Genomic DNA, 16,321 nt, shown 5'->3' on the forward strand with positions numbered 1-16,321 from the left:
GACGATCGCCTACACTGGTTCCATCCGGCCGGCCCCCGCCGGCCGTCACCGAACACGAGGCAAGCGATGACGGCAAGTCAACCCGCACATCCGAAACTGCCGGGCCAGGTCGTGCTCGTGCTCCAGGGCGGCGGCGCGCTGGGTGCCTACCAGCTCGGCGTATTCGAGGCGATGGAGGCGGCGGGCATTCAGCCCGACTGGGTCATCGGCACGTCGATCGGCGCGATCAACGCGGCGCTGATCGCCGGCAACGCGCCCGGACACCGCGCGCAACGGATGGCCGAATTCTGGCGACACGTCACCGAACGGCCCGCCGTGAACGTGCCGGGCTTCCCGACGAGCTGGGACAAGATCGGCTCGGAACTCGCGGTCATCGGCGCGGGCCTCCCGGGATTCTTCCGGCCGAATCCCGCCGCCTGGCTCGGGCCGCTGGCGCGGGTCGGCGTCGAGCGTGCGTCTTACTACGTGGTCGAGCCGCTGCGCGACACGCTTGCGTCGCTCGTCGATCTCGACCTGCTGAACGCGGGCCGGCCACGACTGACCGTCGGCGCGGTCAACGCGTGCACGGGCACGATGCGTTATTTCGATTCGCGCGACCGGCCGCTCGGCATCGATCATGTGATGAGCTCGGGCGCGCTGCCGCCCGCGTTCCCGGCCGTGCGGGTCGACGGCACGCCCTACTGGGACGGCGGCATCTACTCGAATACGCCGGTCGAGGTCGTGCTGGACGACGCGCCGCGTCGCAGCTCGATCATCTTCTCGGTGCAGATGTGGAATCCGGTCGGGCCGGAGCCGCAAAGCATCTGGCAGGTGTCGGAGCGGCAGAAGGACATCCAGTACGCGAGCCGCACGGACAGCAACATCGCGCGGCAGCAGCAGATTCACCGGCTGCGCCACGTGATCCGGGAACTGGTCATGCGGCTGCCGGAGGCGGAGCGCACGTCGGCCGATGTGAAAGCACTCGCCGCATGGGGCTGCCAGACCACGATGCACGTGATCAAGCTCGCGGCGCCCCGGCTCGACGGCGACGATCAGTGGAAGGACATCGATTTCACACCCGCCGGCATCGCGGCCCGCCGGCAGGCCGGGTTCGACGCGACGATGCAGGCGATCGCCGCGCGGCCCTGGGATCTGCCGATGGACCCGACGGAAGGGCTCAGCGTCTGGAGTCCGGAAGAAAACCGGATCGGCGAGCGGCACAACTGATGCCGCGGGCATCGCGCCCCGCCTTCCGCTTACAGCGCGCGCACGATCCCGCCGTCGACGCGAATGTTCTGCCCGGTGATGTAGCCGGCGCCTTCCGACAGCAGGAACGTCACGGTCTGCGCGATCTCCTGCGTCCTGCCGAAGCGGCCGGCCGGAATGCGGGCGACGATCTCGGGCGTCGCCGGCCAGCTGTCGATGAAGCCGGGCAGCACCGAATTGATGCGGATGTTGTCCTTCGCATACCGATCGGCGTACAGCCGCGTGACGGAACTCAGCGCCGCACGCAGCGCGGACGACACCGGCATCGCCTGCTCGGGCGCGTCGGCCGCGAAGCTCGAAATGTTGACCACCGCGCCGCCGCCCTGCTTCAGGAACACGGGCGTCACCCGGCGCAGCACGCGAACGACGTTGAGCACGATCAGGTCGAGCCCTTCGTGCCACTTGTCGTCCTCGATGGCGAGCAGGTCGCCCTTCGGCGGATGCCCGGTGTTGTTGACGACCGCGTCGATGCGGCCGTACTTCGCGAGCGTCCCGTTCACGAAACGCTCGATGTCGGCGTCGTCGGTGACGGATCCCGCCATACCCAAACCGCCGAGTTCCGCGGCAAGCTCGACCGCGCTGCCGGACGGCGACATCAGCGAGACGCGATAACCGTTGCTCGCAAGATCCCGCGCGATCGCGGCGCCCATGCCCTTGCCCGCCGCCGTCACCAATGCCACTTTCTCTACAGTCATGCTGTTCTCCCGAATAGGTCGGCTCAACGCCGCGATCGTCGTCCTGAAGCGCCACTCTAGGACTCTATAATCGCCTTGTCGAACGATGATTTCTCCACACACACTGTAGATTTTCTACTGCATGAAGGCTCTGTCGCGTACCCGTCGCCTCCCGCCGCTCAATGCGCTTCGCGCGTTCGAGGCCGCCGCGCGCCACCTCAATTTCCGGCTGGCCGCCGACGAACTCGGCGTGACCCAGGGCGCGGTGGCGCAGCAGGTCAGGCATCTGGAGGACGTCGTGGAGATTCAGCTGTTCCGGCGGCTGCCCAGGGGGCTGGCGCTGACGCGCGAAGGGCTCGAGTACTTTTCGTCGGTCCAGCGCGCGCTGCAGATAATCGCCGATGCCACGGACGCACTGGGCCAGCGTCCCATGGTCCTGACGGTCAGCACGACGCCGTCGTTCGCGTCGAAGTGGCTGATCCCGCGCCTGTCGGATTTCGGTCGCCTGCATCCCGACATCGAGGTTCGCGTCATCGCCGATGAGCGCCTGGCGTCGTTCCGGGCCGACGGCGTCGACATCGCGATCCGGCTCGGCAAGCCCGCGTTCCCCGCCGGCCTGGTCGCGGAATTGCTGTTTCCGCTCGACATCTTCGCCGTCGCCAGCCCGAAACTGCTCGAAAGCGGCCCGCCGATCCGCACACCCGCAGACTTGTCGAAGCATGCGCTGTTGCACGACGCGCACGACCTGTGGCCGGAGTTCATCGAGAAGCTCGGCGGAAAGGGGCAGACCGATCCTACGAAAGGGCCGCGGTTCAGCCAGTCGCTGCTCGCCATCGACGCCGCCGTCGCGGGTCAAGGCATCGCGCTGACCAGCGAGCCGCTCGTCGAACGCGATATCGCGCAAGGCCGGCTGCGCCGCGTGTTCGATTTTTCGTTTCCGATGTCGCTCGGGTTTTACGTCGTCTTTCCGCAGGCCAATGCCCATTCGGAAGCGCTCGAGGCCATGCGCCGCTGGCTGTTCGCGCAGTACGGGGGCGCGTGATTCGCTGATGCTCCGACCGACGAACAACCCCACTTGCATCAGTGCCTTCATGCGTATCGCAATTTTCCGATATATGATTCGCCCATCGACGATACCTATTTGCACCGGTTTTCCGGACGAACGCCCCAAACACCACACCCTTCCATGCCGACCGAACTCGACATCGACGCGATCCTGAAAGCGCTTTCGAACCCCGTGCGCCGGGAAATCCTCGTCTGGCTGAAAACGCCGGGCGCGCATTTCCCGGAGCAGACGCTGCCGTACGACCACGGCGTCTGTGCCGGGCAGATCGACGCGCGCTGCGGGCTGTCGCAGTCGACCGTCTCCGCGCACCTCGCGACGCTGCAGCGCGCGGGGCTCGTGACGTCGACGCGGATCGGCCAGTGGGCGTTCTTCCGGCGCAACGAGGCCGTCATCGATGCATTTCTCGACGCCCTGCGCCGTGAACTCTGACCCAGGCCATGCGGGCCGCACGCCGCGCACGACGCGGCGGTAATCCCGCCCTTCTGAAAAGGTTATCTGCCATGCCCACTCTGTTCGATCCCGTTACCCTCGGCGACCTGACCCTGCCGAACCGCGTCGTGATGGCGCCGCTCACCCGTGCCCGCGCAGGCAGCGCGCGCGTGCCCAACGACCTGATGGCCCGCTATTACGCCGAGCGTGCGTCGGCCGGCCTCATCATCAGCGAAGCAACCTCGGTCACCCCGCAGGGCGTCGGCTACGCGGACACGCCGGGCATCTGGTCCGACGAGCAGGTGGAAGGCTGGAAGCGCGTGACGCAGGCCGTGCACGCGGCCGGCGGCCGCATCGTGCTGCAGCTCTGGCACGTCGGCCGGATTTCGGACCCGGTGTTCTTGAACGGCGACCTGCCGGTCGCGCCGAGCGCGATCGCCGCCGGCGGTCACGTGAGCCTCGTGCGGCCGCCGCGACCGTTCGTGACACCGCGCGCGCTCGAACTCGATGAAATTCCGGGCATCGTCGCCGCGTACCGCAAGGGCGCCGAAAACGCGAAGAAGGCCGGCTTCGAAGGCGTCGAGATCCACGGCGCGAACGGCTACCTGCTCGACCAGTTCCTGCAGGACAGCACCAACCACCGCACCGACGCGTACGGCGGCCCGATCGAGAACCGCGCGCGCCTGCTGCTCGAAGTGGTCGACGCGGCGATCGACGTGTGGGGTGCGGGCCGTGTCGGCGTGCATCTCGCGCCGCGCGGCGACGCGCATACGATGGGCGATTCCGACCCGGCCGCGACGTTCGGTTACGTCGCGCGCGAACTCGGCCGCCGCAAGATCGCGTTCATCTTCACGCGTGAATCGTATTCGGGCGACCAACTGAGCCCGCGTCTGAAGGAGGCGTTCGGCGGCCCGCTGATCGCAAACGAGCAATTCACGCTCGAATCGGCGCAGGAGACGCTCGCGAGCGGTCACGCCGACGCGATCGCGTGGGGCAAGCTGTTCATCGCGAACCCGGACCTGCCGCGCCGCCTCGAACTCGGCGCACCGCTGAACAAGCCGGTGCCGGAGACGTTCTACGCCGAAGGCGAAACGGGCTACACCGACTACCCGGCGCTCAGCGACGCGGCCTGACGGGCGGCGACGCGTTCATGCGCGCACGTGAGCGCGCATGAACACGCGCTGCGTCTCGTCGAGCCCGCGTGCCACGTGATGCGCGCGAATCGCGCGCAGCGTGTCGTCGAGCGATGCGTCGTCGATGACGTCGAAGCCCAGGCGCGCGTAGTACGGCGCGTTCCATGGCGCGTCGCGGAACGTCGACAGCACGACCTGTGCGATGCCATCCTGCGCGGCGCGCGTCATGATCCGTTCGATCAGGCGCGCGCCGATCCGCTGCCCCGCGTGCGACGGCGCGACATCCAGCTCCTCCAGATAAAGCCGCCGCGCATCGAGCAGCCGGTAGAACGCAAAGCCCACGCACGTCCCCGCTTCGTCCGTCGCGACATACGCGCGACCGTCGTCGATGCGCATGCGCACGTCGGCCGCATCGGTCGGCTCGCCTTCGGCGATGTCGGGCATGCCGATGTCACGAAAGCGCTGGGCGGCGGCCACTTCCACGGCGGCCATCGCGGCCGCGTCTTCCCGCGTGGCGGGACGAATCCGGATCGATACTGTCATCACGACGAGGTAGGCAGGCGGGAACGGCCGTCACTATAATCGAAACTTCATACGTTTCGAACGCCCTGCCCACGAGGTCCGTCATGACGCTGTCCGCGCTCGCCGTGTTCGCCATCGCCCTGCTCGTCACCGCCGGCACGCCCGGCCCGAGCGTCGCCGCGCTGGTCGCGCGCGTGCTGACGAACGGTATGCGAGACGTGCTGCCGTTCCTCGCGGCGATGTGGATCGGCGAGGCGCTGTGGCTCACGCTGGCGGTTGCCGGGCTGTCCGCGTTCGCGCGCACGTTCGCGACGGGCCTGCTCGTGCTGAAGCTGCTCGGTGTCGCGTACCTGCTGTTTCTCGCGTGGAAGATGTGGACCGCGCCGACCGACACGAAGGCCGGCGACCTGCCGCGCGGCCAGTCGCCATGGCGCATGTTCGTCGCGGGCACGCTGGTCACGCTCGGCAATCCGAAGATCATGCTCTTCTATCTCGCGCTGTTGCCGACGATCGTCGACCTGACGCATGTCGGTGTCCTCGCGTGGACCGAGCTCGTCGGCACGATGCTCGCGGTCCTGATCCTGGCCGACTGCTTCTGGTCGCTGCTCGCTTCGCGTGCGCGTGCGTTCCTCACGTCGGCACGCGCGAAGCGGATCGCGAACCGCACGAGCGCGACGGCGATGGCCGGTGCGGCGGTGGCGATCGCGACGCGCTGAACGGCACGGCCGCACGCGCATCCGCACGACGTCTCGTCGTTGCGAAACGGGGCGGACCGCCGCGTCCGCCCGTCAGCGCACAACAGCGCGTTACGGTGTCCCGGCGCTGCAGCAATACGCGAGCAGGAACGTCGCGGTGCCCGGGTCGCCCTGCACGATCGCGCGCATGTCGCCGTTCAGCTTCGCCATCGCTGCCGTCACGTAATCCGGCGCGGGCAGCTTCGCCGTATTGAAGTCGTGTACCGCAACCGCGACCGGCTTGTTGTCCTTCGTCTTCGGCGATGCCAGCGCCCGGTCTTCCGCGGCGAATCGCTGATCGCGCGTGGCGACTGCACCGACCTGCCCCGCGCAATAGCCGTGCGTTCCCGACATGATGTGAATCGTGTGACCGTCACCGCTCAATCCCGACGCGATGGTATTCAATGCCGCTGCGACGTCCCTGACGTTGCACGGGCCGTGAAAGCCCCAAATCTGCACCGCGTTCGGGGTGCCATTCACGATGTTGACGAGCGTTGCCATGACCTCTCTCCTTGCAGTCCTGCGTCGTGGACAGTTCGCGGCGAAGCAGGCGCTGCCTTCCACGACGACGTTCATGGGCCGGCGCGATGCCGAACACACAGTGCCCGTTGCCTCGCGCCGAGTTGAGAAACATCCGGATATCCGCGACGGACTCGATCGAACCGCGCCCGCCACGAACGGTTCAACCTTATCCATCGGCCTCGGTTCGCAACATGGACCGCTCGTCATACATTCGGCAACGTGCCGATCTTCACGGGAAGCGGAGGTCCCGCCACACGCCACGCAAAATCAGGCACAGGTGTACAGCGGGCCGCAGGCCACGTGTCGGCACCGACGCGCAAGATTTCGGTTACCCAACCTTCCACCAAACGCTCGCCCTGCCGGTCTTCACTAGCACCCCGCCAGCCTGCGCCTGTCACCCGGCTCGCGCACGTGATCGTTGCATTCGACCAGCGCCCGCACCAATGCCCAGTCATCGTCGTCGCAGAAATCGAGCAGCATCGCGCCATACGAACCCCGTTGCTCGCGCAACCGCGCCGCGAGCCGCGCCTGAATCCCCTGCACCCTGCCGTCGCCGCGCGCGACCACCGAAGGATTCGCGCCCATCCCCGTACCGCTGCAGAAATTGATCGCCCAGCGGCCGCTTTCCGGCGACGGCATGCCGGTCAGCAGCGCATCGATGACGCGCCACTTGTAGTTGATCGACCCGGCAACGGGCACACGGTATTCGTCCTGGATCACGAACGCCGCATCGGGATGATCGATCGTGAAGGTCGCGTTGTCGGGCCACGCGGTCAGGTCGATGCCCAGCGGCCGGCTGCTGCGGAACCGCCTCAACAACACCACCGCGCCGCGCACGTCGCCGAGCGCCGGCAGCGCGCCGCCCGCATGCCAGCGCAACCGCGGGTGCCGCGCACGATGCGCGTCGAACGTCGCATCGAAACCGCGCGTGCACGCCTGCGCGGGCCATTCGTCCTTCACCGACATCACGATGCATTCGCGCGGATGCGCATCGAGAAAACGCGTACAGTCCGCGAGCACGTCGTCGAACGACATGCCGAGCGCGATCCCGCCGTGATGGATGTCGAACGCATCGCACCGGTGCCGGCAGCGGATGTCGAGCAGCCGCACGCCGTGCGCGAGCTGCGCGGCGAGCGGTGCGCGCTGCGTGCGCACGAGCGGATCGTCGACCGTATACGCACAGGTGTCATGGCTGCCCGGTAGGGTCAGCGTATGCAGCGGCCGCGCGTCGTCGAGCGCCGACATCCAGTCGGCCAGCGGCGTGGAAGCTTCGTATCGCGAAGGGATCATGAATCGATGAGTGACAAGGAAAGAAAAACGTGGGTGACTGCATCGGATGTCGCCGTGCGGGCCGGCGTGTCGCGCTCGGCGGTGTCGCGTGCGTTCTCGCCGACGGCGAGCATCGCACCCGAAACGCGCGAACGCGTGATGGTGGCCGCGCGTGCGCTCGGCTACCAGGTCAACCTGATCGCGCGCGACATGATCACGCAGCGCAGCAGCATGATCGGCGTCGTGACGGCCGGGTTCGAGAATCCGTTCCGCGCGCGGCTTCTGTCGGACCTGATGGCCGCGCTCGGTCAGCGCGCGTTCACGCCGCTCGTCACCAACGCGGATGATCCGCACCAGGTCCGGCAATCGCTCGAACGGCTGCTCAGCTACCGGATCGCGGGCCTCGTGATGACGTCCGCGTCGCCGCCGCTGTCGGTCGCGCGGCAGTATCTCGATCACCGGATTCCCGTCGTGATGATCAATCGCGAAGCGAACCTGCCGGGTGCGGATGTCGTCATCAGCGACAACGCGGCGGGCGCCGCCCATGCCGCGCAACGGCTCGTGCGGGCCGGCGCGCGCCGGCTCGCGTTCGTCGGGCCGCGCACGGCGAGCTACAGCGCACGCGCACGTGCGGATGCGTTCGCGCTGGCGCTGCAACGCGGCGACGCGTTCGATGCGGTACTCGTCAACATGATCGATACGCGCTCCGATACACATGCATGCGGCATCGACGCCGCGCGGCAACTGTTCGCATCCGGCGACCGCCCGGACGGCGTGTTCTGCTCGTCCGACCTGCTCGCGCTCGGCGTGATCGACGCCGCCCGCGACGCATTCGGCTTGCGCGTGCCCGACGACCTGCGCGTGATCGGCTTCGACGACATCCCCGCCGCCGAATACGACGCGTATCGGCTCACGACACTGCGCCAGGACACGCAAGGTCTCGCGCACGCGGCAGTCGACCTGCTCGCCGACCGGATCCAGACGTTCGACGGCGCATCGCGCACGCGCGTCGTGCCGGTTACGCACGTGGTCCGGCACAGCTGCGTATAACTCGTCGCGTCACTTCAGTCCGCCCGCGAAGCCACGCAGCAGGTAGCGTTGCACGTAGCCGGCCACGGCCAGCGTCGGCAGCGACGCCAGCAACCCCGCGCTCATCAGGTCGCCCCAGTCGATGCCGTTCTCCGTCACGTAGCCGGCGATTGCGAGCGGCAGCGTGAAGCGGCTCGGCGTCGACACGAACAGCAGCGCGATCAGGAACTCGTTCCAGGCGGCGATGAACACGAAGATCGCCGTCGCGATCAACCCCGGCGCGCACAGCGGTAGCACGATCTGCACGAGCCGCCGCGCGAGCCCCGCACCGTCGATGCACGCGGCCTCCTCGTATTCGACCGGCACGTCGCGCACGAACGCGAGCAGCATCCAGATCGCCATCGGCAGCGCGTAGATCTGGTAAGCGAGCATCAGCCCGAGTGTCGAATCGAGCAGATGCAGCCGCTTCGCGAGTGCGAACAGCGGCACCGCGATCGTGATCGGCGGCATCAGCTTCAATGCCAGCACGAGCATCAGGAACAGCAAGTCGAGCCGGGCCGGAAACCGCAGCCGCACGAGCGCATACGCGGCAGGAAGCGCGAGCGTCAGCGCGAGCAGCGTCGTGCCGAACCCGACCAGCAGCGAATTGGCGAGCGGCGCGCCGATGCCGTTCGACCAGACCGACTCAAAATGCTCGAGCGTCGGCGCGGCCGGCAAGATTCGCAGCGGATGATCGAGGCGCTCGAGCGTCGGCATGAACGCCGCGCCGGCCATCCACAGGCACGGCAGCAGCAACAGCGCGAGCGCGGCGGCGCGCAGCATCCACGGCACTGCGCGACCGAATGCGGCACGCGTTCGTGCGTGCGCGATGCCCGCGGGTCGCGCCATCATGCGCGCCGATTGCGAACCGTCTGCCATACGTACCCCGAAACAAGCAGCGCGGACGCCGCGAGCATCAGCACCGACGCGGCACTCGCCGGCCCGACGTTGAAGAAGCGGAAGCCCGTGTCGTAGATGTAGGTCGACAGCGTCTGCGTCGCGTTGCCGGGGCCGCCGCCCGTGAGCGCATAGACCTTGTCGAACAGCTTGAACGTGTCGATCGAGCGCAGCAGCAGCGCGAGGCCGATCTGCGGCGCCGCGAGCGGCAGCGTGATGTCGCGCAGGCACTGCCACTCGCTCGCGCCGTCGGTGCGCGCGGCTTCGTACAGCTCCTGCGGGATCGATTGCAGCCCGGCCAGCACGATCAGGAACGCCATCGGCGTCCACTGCCAAACGTCGACGAGCGCGAGTGACCACAGCGCGAGATGCGGATCGGACAGCCAGCGCACGCCTTCCATGCCGAACGCGGCGAGCAGCGCGTTGAGGAAGCCGTCGAAATTGAGCCAGTTGCGCCAGATCGCCGAGCACACGAGCGTGGACAGCATCATCGGCAGGATCGCGAGCGGCAGCGCAATGCGCCGCCCCGGAAACGCGCGCACGAACAGCAGCGCGAGACCGAAGCCGAGCGCGACTTCAACGAGCGATGCCGCGATCGTGAAGCGCAGCGTGTTGCCGAAGCCGGCCGCGAACGCGTCGTCGCCGAGCACCGCGCGATAGTTCGCGAGCCCCGCGAATGCGCGGCGGCCTGCCGTGTAGTCGACCTGGCAGAACGAGTCGATCAGCACCTGCGCGACCGGGTACAGCGCGAGCGCGGCCAGCACCAGGAGCGCGGGTCCGAGCAGCGCGACGAACGGCAGGCTGCGGCCGAGGGCTTTCATGCGCGGCTTCCGGATGAAGCGTGGCGGCAAGCCGTCACTTGCCCGCCGCGGCCATCGCCTGCGCGATCTTCTGCTGCGCCTGGCGCAGCGCGGCGTCGGGCGCGGCCTGCCCGGTCAGCGCGAGCTGCAGCTGGTCGCCGAGAATGCTCTCGACCTGCTGCCAGTCCTTCACGCGCGGCCGCGCACGGCCGGCCTCGAGCGCCTTCAGCTGATCGGGATACCAGCGGTACTGACGCACCAGCGCCGGATCGGCGAACACGCTGCGGCGCGTCGGCGGAATGCCGATCCCGGCGAGGCGCGTTTGCGTGTCGCGCGAACTCAGGTAGGCCAGGAAGTCCTGCGCGAGCTTCGCGTGCGGCGCGTCCTTCGGAATCCCCATCTGCCAGATGCCGAGCATCGGCGCCGGGCCGGCCGTCTGCCCGGGCGGCGGCTGCAACGCGATCTGCCCGACCACGCGCGACTGCTTCGGATCGTCGAGCGCCGGAATCCACGCCGGCCACACCTCGATCGACTGCGCGGCCGTGCCGCGCTGCAGCGCATCGCGCACTTCGGCGGCGCCGTACACGTCGACGTCCTTCGGCGCGGAGGCCTTCAGCGCGAGGAACGTCTTCAGCGCGGCCTGCGACTCGCGCGAATCGATCGTCACGTTCCCGGCACGGTCGAACACGTCGCCGCCATAGGCCCACAGGATCGGCAGAAAGCCCGTCACGACCGGGTTGCCCTTGGTGCCGCGGAACACGACGCCCGACACGCTCTTGTCCGCGCCACCGACGGTCTGCGCGATCTTCAGCACGTCGTCCCAGTTGCGCGGCGGCTGCAGCTTGTATTTCGCGAGCAGGTCCTTCCGGTACGCGAACATCTCGACGTTGCCGACGATCGGCAGCGCGTACAGCGCGCCCGCCGAGTTGCGGCCCAGCGCGACTGCCGACGGCACGAGATCGGCGTCCGCGAGCGATGCCGGCAGCGGCTTCAGCCAGCCGTTGCCGATGAATTCGGGCGCCCACGTGTCGTCCATCATCACGAGGTCGTACGTGCCGGTTCCTTCGCGCATCGACAGCTTCAGCTTCTGGTACAGGTTCGCGTTCGGCAGCTTGAGCAGCTCGATGTCGGTGCCCGGATGCAGCTTGGTGAAGCCGGCGACGGCGTCGGCGAGCCCCTTGCCATAGATGTCGTCGCGGCCCGCGATGATGAGATCCGCCGCGAAGGCGTGCGAGGCGGCAAGGGACAGCGCAACGGCGGCGGACAGCGCGCGCAGGCGGCTCAGCAGGGTCATGTGGTCTCTCTCGATCGGCGTGGTGGCGGGTCGGCCTCGCGTTGCACACGTGTGCAACACGGGCGACGCTTCGGGCGTCCTGAAGCGAACGCCATTGTTCACGTCGATCGTTAAGAATTTGTGGCACGCGGCGGAACCGGCCGGCCATCGCAGCCGGCCGCCCCGACCGCCTCGCCACGTGCGCGCCGTCAGAAGTTCACGCGAATCCCGGCCATCACCGCCAGCTGCCGGCTCGAATTGCTGTTCGCGAGCACCGGAATCTGCGCGTAGTTCACCGCATTGCCGTTCGCGTCGGTGCCGAGCCCCGTGCCGCTCGAGATCTGGCCGATCGCGACCGCATACAGCGCGGTGCGCTTCGACAGGCTGTAGTTCGTGCCGACGTTGACCTGATGGAAGCGCGTCGTGCCGCGCCCGTCCGTGTGCGCGGCATTGAAGATGTATGCGACGCCGCCCTGCAGCGCGGGCGTGAACATGTACGTGACGTTCAGCTCGCCGATGTCGAACGTGAACGCCTGCTTGCGCGGCTGCGCGTCGGTCGAGAAATAGCGGCTGTCGCCGAGGCGCGTGTGCGTGTAGGTCAGTGCGACCGTCGCCGCGCCGAGCGTCACCGAGCCGCCCGCGCCGAACGCACGCATCGAGCCGGCGTCCTGGAGCAGGCAGTACATCGCGCCCGGATTGCTGCACGCGAAGTCGCCGATATAGCCGCTCGCGCCGCCGAGCGCGGCGTCGAGCGGCTGGTGCAGGTCGAGATAGCCGACCGAGAACGCGACCGGCGCACGCGTGTAGGTCGCGGCGACCGCATAGCCGCGCTTCGCGGAAAAGTCGCCGGCCTGCCCGCCGAAGCTGAACGTGCCGCCGAACGTCAGGCCGTTGAAGTCGGCGCTGGTGAACTTCACCGCGTTGTTGAAGTTGAACGCGGCGTTCAGGTTGTCGACGTCGCCGAGATGCGAGCCGTACGGCGTCGCCCAGTTGTTGCTCGATACGTATGCGCCGAGCATGTCCGTGTACGAATCGTACTGGCGGCCGAGGCCGAGCGTGCCGATCGAATCCTGGCGCAGCCCGACCCACGCCTGCCGGCTGAACGCGGTGCCGCCCTGCAGCGCCTGCCCGTTCGCGGACAGGAATTGCTGCTCGAGCGAAAACACCGCGTCGAGCCCGCCGCCGAGCGGCTCGGCGCCCTGAAATCCGAAGCGGGACGGCACGAGGTTGCCGCCGCCCATCTGCCATGCGTGGCCGCTGCCGGTGCTGCCGTCGGCGCGCGTGAACTGCTGGTTCGTCGAATAGATGATGCCTGTGTCCACGGTGCCGTACAGCGTCACGCTGCCCGATGTTTGCGCGTGTGCGTTCATGCAGCCCAGCGCGGCCGCGGCCGCGGCCAGTCTTCTTCCGATCTTCATGTCCCGCCCCTCTGATGTCATCGATTCGCAGTGCAGATCGATGGTGTTGTCGATATGGGTGACAGGACTCTATCCAGCGAAAATTCGGGACCCCTATCCCAAATCAGCAAATGATGAAGCGAACGGGCGACACGCGACCGCGCCCGGCAAAACCGGCGCGATGCGCAAACGTCATTCGGGACGCAGGGTCTGCGACGGCAACTCGCCGAACAGGTCGCGATACTCGCGTGCGAAATAGCCAAGATGCGTGAAGCCCCAGCTCGCGGCGGCCTCGCCGACGCCGAGTTGCTGTGCCGAGGTCGTGCGCAGCAGGCGCCGCACCGCATTCAGCCGGATCGTGCGCAGATAGCCAACGGGCGTGACGTCGGCGACGCGCTGGAAGCTCGTCTGCAGGGTGCGGCGGCTGCAGCGCAGCGCGCGGCACAGTTCGAGCACGGTGACGGGTTCCTCGGGCCGGTCGCGCAGGTGTTTCTCGCAACGGCTGACGATATCGCTGTAGGTCGCGTGCGTGATGTCGCGGCGCTCGGCGCCGATGCCCTGGTCGAGCGCATCGAGGAACATGCCGAGCATCGCGTCGCGGAACATCTTGCGGGTGGCCGCATATTCGAGGCAGCCGGGGTTGCGCTGGGCGTCGTCGATCAGCGACGACAGCCGCGCGCCGAGCGCGACGCCTTGCGCGTCCGACAGCCGCGTGACGTGCCGCAGCTTGCGCGCGCCGGCCGCGCCGAACTCGGCTTCGCACAGCTCGTCGATCATGTCCGACGCGGCGCTGATCCCGACGAGCCCCATCCCTTCCGGCGTGTGGAATTCGAAATCCTCGCCGGCGCGCAGCGCGAGCAGCGCATAGCCGTCGACCGGCTGGCCCTGGAACGTGCCGGCGAGCGGCATCGACAGCGGCACCGCGAGCGACGTACGCCCGGCCGGCGCAACGCCGGTTTGCGCGACACGCCGGTTGGTCGTCTCGCGGAAGAAATGGAACTCGTCGTACAGCACCTGCGTGACGGTGCCTCTGAACCGGCCCGGCGTCATCTGGCGGTAGACCTGATGCCAACCCGCGATCGCGAGCCCGTGGTCATGCACGTCTTCGTGTGAGCGTGACTGGAACAGCATCGGCATCTCCGGTGAAACCCTGAATCCGCGTTGCGCCCGCACGGCGCGCAGCGGCATAGCTTACCCCCGCAAAATTCCGCGTAGTGCAGTTTCGAATGCAAGGCAGGCCACCGACAGCTCGGTGGCCTGCTCGCCGGTCAGGCGGACATAGCGCCGAAACGACGGCATCCGGTTCACGATCTCGCTGCCGCCGAACGGCACGACGGCGAGCGTCCAGCGCCCGTCGCGCGCGGCGATTCCGCATTCGGTCAGGTGCAGCGGGCGTAGCGCATCGGCAAGTGACGAATCGGCGACGAGCGCGGCCACCGCCCTCACGAATCCGGGGTCGCATCCCGGCGCAGGCGCGGCCGCGATGCCGGTGCGCCGCAGCCAGCCCGTCTGCAGCACGCGCGCATGGCCCTGCGCGGGCGGGCCGTCGGCACTGATCGACACCTGCACGCTGACCGTATGCATCAGGAACTGACGGTCGACGCGTTCCTCGATGCTCACGCGCACGCCGTTCGGCAGCCGGGCCAGCGGTTCGGCAGCGCCGCGGTGCGCATCGCGCACCGCACCGAGGTCCGCCAGCACGCGCGCGGCGATCGCGCCGGGCCGGTGGCCGGGCGGCGGCGTGTCGGGCGCCGCGCGCCATCGGATGAATGCGAGCCTCACGACGCGACGTGCTCGTTGCGCAGCACTTCCTCGACCGGCACCGGTTTGAACGGATGCCGGCGCTGCACGACCACCGTCCAGAACAGCGCGTACAGCGCGGTGAGCCCGAGCATCGCGCCGAACGGCACGTAGATGTCGCGCGCGTTCATGCCGGGTGGCGTGATGTACCAGATCGCGAGCACGATACCGACGCTCGACACGATCTGCGGCAGCGGGAACAGCGGCGAACGATACGGACGCGGCAGATCCGGGCGACGGATGCGCAGCATCACGACCGACGCGGTGACGAGCAGATACGCGGTGCCCCACGCGCAGGTCGCGGCGAGCACGAGGTGCAGGATACTGTCGAGGTTGCCGTTGATCAGCCACGCATGGAAGATCGGCACGATCGCCGACGCGACGATGCCGACCACCGGCGTCTTGAAGCGCGGATGCAGATACGCGAAGCAGCGCGGCAGCGCGCCGTCGATCGCCATTCCGTACAGGATGCGCGGCAGCCCGGCCATCAGCGTGTTGATCGTCGCGGCGCCCGCGCACAGGAACGCGATACCGAACCACACGCGGCCGAAGGGCCCCAGCACCTGCAGCGCGAACGCGGGGATCGCGCCCGGCGTGTCGAGCAGGTGCGTGAGGCCGTCCGGGCTCACCGGCACGTTCGCGACCTGGCGGCGGATTGCCGCGCCGTACAGGAACATGCAGATCGCGACGCCGACGAGGCCGAGCGCCATCGCGCGCGGGATCGTGCGACCGGGGGACTTCATTTCCGGCGCGAGCGGCGTGACGAACTCGCAGCCGACGAACATGAACATCGCCATCCCGACCAGCGACAGCACCGCCGGCACCGACGTGCCGACTTCCGAGCCGCCGAACCAGCCGTCGAGATGCACGGCCGGCGCGGCCGCGAGGCCGAGAATGCCGAAGATCATCAGCGACAGCCACATGCCGGCCGTCAGCACGATCTCGAGCTTGCTGAACACCTTGATGCCGATGATGTTGGTGATCGCGAAGGTGACGACGAGGCCGACGCCGACGAGCCAGGAACTGTTGTGCTTCTCGAACGCGGCGTTCAGCGATTCGAAGTTGACGAGCGCCATGATGCCGCTCAGGATCGTCTCCGCCGTGCCGGCGAACACGTGCACGAGGAAATACGCGGAAATCGTGCCGGTGATCGCCCAGAAGCGGCCGAGCCCGCACGACAGGTAATCGTAAACCGAGCCGGCCGTGGGCAGCATCGCGGCGGCTTCGGAGAAGGTGGTCGCCTGCGCCTGCATCATCACGAACGCGATGATCATCGCGACCGCGAACGCCCAGCCGCCCATTCCGAAGCCCGACGTCGCGGTGAGAATCACCGGGCTCGCCATGATGAGGCCGACGGCGCTCGCCAGCGCGGTCGGAAAACCGACCGCGCCCGCCTTCAGCACCGTGCCGCCGCCTGCTTCAGCCGACTTGCCGGCGGGCGTATCGCCCGCGGCGCCGGTCACTCCAGACCATCCCGACATGTTCGTCTCCT

The 16,321-nt window shown here is 68.2% G+C and carries 17 protein-coding genes; 6 read left to right on the forward strand and 11 right to left on the reverse strand.

The window, feature by feature from the left end; genetic code table 11:
* Positions 1–66 precede the first annotated feature (66 nt).
* Positions 67–1,206: a patatin-like phospholipase family protein gene (locus BTE28158_RS02920; protein WP_124905715.1), complete on the forward strand. Its 1,140-nt coding sequence runs from the start codon at positions 67–69 to the stop codon at positions 1,204–1,206.
* A 29-nt stretch (positions 1,207–1,235) separates the two neighbouring features.
* On the opposite strand, the gene BTE28158_RS02925 is transcribed toward BTE28158_RS02920, so the two are convergent.
* Positions 1,236–1,940, reverse strand: coding sequence for an SDR family oxidoreductase (locus BTE28158_RS02925; protein WP_124905713.1), 705 nt, complete (start codon positions 1,938–1,940; stop codon positions 1,236–1,238).
* 121 nt (positions 1,941–2,061) lie between these two features.
* Here BTE28158_RS02925 and gcvA point away from each other — a divergent pair, with 121 nt between their 5' ends.
* The 3 genes from gcvA to BTE28158_RS02940 all read left to right on the forward strand — a co-directional run bounded on the left by gcvA (position 2,062) and on the right by BTE28158_RS02940 (position 4,547).
* On the forward strand, positions 2,062–2,961 hold the full coding sequence (gene gcvA / locus BTE28158_RS02930) for a transcriptional regulator GcvA (RefSeq protein WP_151048498.1): 900 nt from the start codon (positions 2,062–2,064) through the stop codon (positions 2,959–2,961).
* A 144-nt stretch (positions 2,962–3,105) separates the two neighbouring features.
* A complete protein-coding gene (locus BTE28158_RS02935) occupies positions 3,106–3,414 on the forward strand; it encodes an ArsR/SmtB family transcription factor (RefSeq protein WP_059449595.1) in 309 nt (102 codons plus the stop codon).
* Positions 3,415–3,485: 71 nt separating this feature from the next.
* Positions 3,486–4,547, forward strand: coding sequence for an alkene reductase (locus BTE28158_RS02940; RefSeq protein WP_151048497.1), 1,062 nt, complete (start codon positions 3,486–3,488; stop codon positions 4,545–4,547).
* Positions 4,548–4,562: 15 nt separating this feature from the next.
* On the opposite strand, the gene BTE28158_RS02945 is transcribed toward BTE28158_RS02940, so the two are convergent.
* Positions 4,563–5,090: a GNAT family N-acetyltransferase gene (locus BTE28158_RS02945; RefSeq protein WP_124905709.1), complete on the reverse strand. Its 528-nt coding sequence runs from the start codon at positions 5,088–5,090 to the stop codon at positions 4,563–4,565.
* Positions 5,091–5,173: 83 nt separating this feature from the next.
* On the opposite strand from BTE28158_RS02945, the gene BTE28158_RS02950 reads away from it, so the two are divergent.
* A complete protein-coding gene (locus tag BTE28158_RS02950) occupies positions 5,174–5,785 on the forward strand; it encodes a LysE family translocator (protein WP_151048496.1) in 612 nt (203 codons plus the stop codon).
* Positions 5,786–5,875: 90 nt separating this feature from the next.
* Here BTE28158_RS02950 and BTE28158_RS02955 read toward each other — a convergent pair whose 3' ends face one another.
* A complete protein-coding gene (locus BTE28158_RS02955) occupies positions 5,876–6,304 on the reverse strand; it encodes a hypothetical protein (RefSeq protein ID WP_151048495.1) in 429 nt (142 codons plus the stop codon).
* Between the two features lie 390 nt (positions 6,305–6,694).
* Positions 6,695–7,615, reverse strand: coding sequence for a phosphatidylinositol-specific phospholipase C (locus BTE28158_RS02960; protein ID WP_170296408.1), 921 nt, complete (start codon positions 7,613–7,615; stop codon positions 6,695–6,697).
* A gap of 6 nt (positions 7,616–7,621) precedes the next feature.
* Between BTE28158_RS02960 and BTE28158_RS02965 the strand changes: the two genes are divergently transcribed.
* On the forward strand, positions 7,622–8,644 hold the full coding sequence (locus BTE28158_RS02965; RefSeq protein ID WP_151048494.1) for a LacI family DNA-binding transcriptional regulator: 1,023 nt from the start codon (positions 7,622–7,624) through the stop codon (positions 8,642–8,644).
* A gap of 9 nt (positions 8,645–8,653) precedes the next feature.
* Here the strand turns inward: BTE28158_RS02965 and BTE28158_RS02970 are convergent, their stop codons facing one another.
* The 7 genes from BTE28158_RS02970 to BTE28158_RS03000 form a co-directional block, all read right to left on the reverse strand.
* Positions 8,654–9,514: a carbohydrate ABC transporter permease gene (locus BTE28158_RS02970; RefSeq protein ID WP_151048493.1), complete on the reverse strand. Its 861-nt coding sequence runs from the start codon at positions 9,512–9,514 to the stop codon at positions 8,654–8,656.
* Positions 9,511–10,380 (reverse strand): carbohydrate ABC transporter permease, encoded by an 870-nt coding sequence (locus BTE28158_RS02975; RefSeq protein ID WP_124905706.1) that lies wholly within the window; start codon positions 10,378–10,380, stop codon positions 9,511–9,513. The genes BTE28158_RS02970 and BTE28158_RS02975 overlap by 4 nt, the downstream gene beginning before the upstream one ends.
* A gap of 34 nt (positions 10,381–10,414) precedes the next feature.
* Entirely contained in the window at positions 10,415–11,653 is a 1,239-nt protein-coding gene (locus BTE28158_RS02980; RefSeq protein ID WP_151048492.1) for an ABC transporter substrate-binding protein, read from the reverse strand.
* Between the two features lie 188 nt (positions 11,654–11,841).
* Entirely contained in the window at positions 11,842–13,050 is a 1,209-nt protein-coding gene (locus tag BTE28158_RS02985) for a porin (protein ID WP_151048491.1), read from the reverse strand.
* Between the two features lie 171 nt (positions 13,051–13,221).
* Positions 13,222–14,160, reverse strand: coding sequence for a helix-turn-helix domain-containing protein (locus tag BTE28158_RS02990; protein ID WP_059599234.1), 939 nt, complete (start codon positions 14,158–14,160; stop codon positions 13,222–13,224).
* A gap of 60 nt (positions 14,161–14,220) precedes the next feature.
* Positions 14,221–14,811 carry a DUF3156 family protein gene (locus tag BTE28158_RS02995; RefSeq protein ID WP_059599172.1) on the reverse strand — a complete coding sequence of 197 codons (591 nt, stop codon included), beginning with the start codon at positions 14,809–14,811 and terminating at the stop codon, positions 14,221–14,223.
* Positions 14,808–16,310: an APC family permease gene (locus tag BTE28158_RS03000; protein WP_059599171.1), complete on the reverse strand. Its 1,503-nt coding sequence runs from the start codon at positions 16,308–16,310 to the stop codon at positions 14,808–14,810. The genes BTE28158_RS02995 and BTE28158_RS03000 overlap by 4 nt, the downstream gene beginning before the upstream one ends.
* Positions 16,311–16,321: the final 11 nt, after the last annotated feature.

The sequence above is a fragment of the Burkholderia diffusa genome, assembly GCF_902499115.1.
Taxonomy (GTDB): Bacteria; Pseudomonadota; Gammaproteobacteria; order Burkholderiales; family Burkholderiaceae; genus Burkholderia; species Burkholderia diffusa.

What these genes read in the sequence shown, in the direction of transcription:
- BTE28158_RS02925 (WP_124905713.1), bottom strand. Translation starts at nt 1,940, where the DNA reads ATGACTGTAGAGAAAGTGGCATTGGTGACGGCGGCGGGCAAGGGCATG.
- BTE28158_RS02935 (WP_059449595.1), top strand. Translation starts at nt 3,106, where the DNA reads ATGCCGACCGAACTCGACATCGACGCGATCCTGAAAGCGCTTTCGAAC.
- BTE28158_RS02960 (WP_170296408.1), bottom strand. Translation starts at nt 7,615, where the DNA reads ATGATCCCTTCGCGATACGAAGCTTCCACGCCGCTGGCCGACTGGATG.
- BTE28158_RS02955 (WP_151048495.1), bottom strand. Translation starts at nt 6,304, where the DNA reads ATGGCAACGCTCGTCAACATCGTGAATGGCACCCCGAACGCGGTGCAG.
- BTE28158_RS02950 (WP_151048496.1), top strand. Translation starts at nt 5,174, where the DNA reads ATGACGCTGTCCGCGCTCGCCGTGTTCGCCATCGCCCTGCTCGTCACC.
- BTE28158_RS02945 (WP_124905709.1), bottom strand. Translation starts at nt 5,090, where the DNA reads ATGACAGTATCGATCCGGATTCGTCCCGCCACGCGGGAAGACGCGGCC.
- BTE28158_RS02940 (WP_151048497.1), top strand. Translation starts at nt 3,486, where the DNA reads ATGCCCACTCTGTTCGATCCCGTTACCCTCGGCGACCTGACCCTGCCG.
- BTE28158_RS02980 (WP_151048492.1), bottom strand. Translation starts at nt 11,653, where the DNA reads ATGACCCTGCTGAGCCGCCTGCGCGCGCTGTCCGCCGCCGTTGCGCTG.
- BTE28158_RS03000 (WP_059599171.1), bottom strand. Translation starts at nt 16,310, where the DNA reads ATGTCGGGATGGTCTGGAGTGACCGGCGCCGCGGGCGATACGCCCGCC.
- BTE28158_RS02990 (WP_059599234.1), bottom strand. Translation starts at nt 14,160, where the DNA reads ATGCTGTTCCAGTCACGCTCACACGAAGACGTGCATGACCACGGGCTC.
- BTE28158_RS02975 (WP_124905706.1), bottom strand. Translation starts at nt 10,380, where the DNA reads ATGAAAGCCCTCGGCCGCAGCCTGCCGTTCGTCGCGCTGCTCGGACCC.
- BTE28158_RS02965 (WP_151048494.1), top strand. Translation starts at nt 7,622, where the DNA reads ATGAGTGACAAGGAAAGAAAAACGTGGGTGACTGCATCGGATGTCGCC.
- BTE28158_RS02970 (WP_151048493.1), bottom strand. Translation starts at nt 9,514, where the DNA reads ATGATGGCGCGACCCGCGGGCATCGCGCACGCACGAACGCGTGCCGCA.
- BTE28158_RS02920 (WP_124905715.1), top strand. Translation starts at nt 67, where the DNA reads ATGACGGCAAGTCAACCCGCACATCCGAAACTGCCGGGCCAGGTCGTG.
- gcvA (WP_151048498.1), top strand. Translation starts at nt 2,062, where the DNA reads ATGAAGGCTCTGTCGCGTACCCGTCGCCTCCCGCCGCTCAATGCGCTT.
- BTE28158_RS02985 (WP_151048491.1), bottom strand. Translation starts at nt 13,050, where the DNA reads ATGAAGATCGGAAGAAGACTGGCCGCGGCCGCGGCCGCGCTGGGCTGC.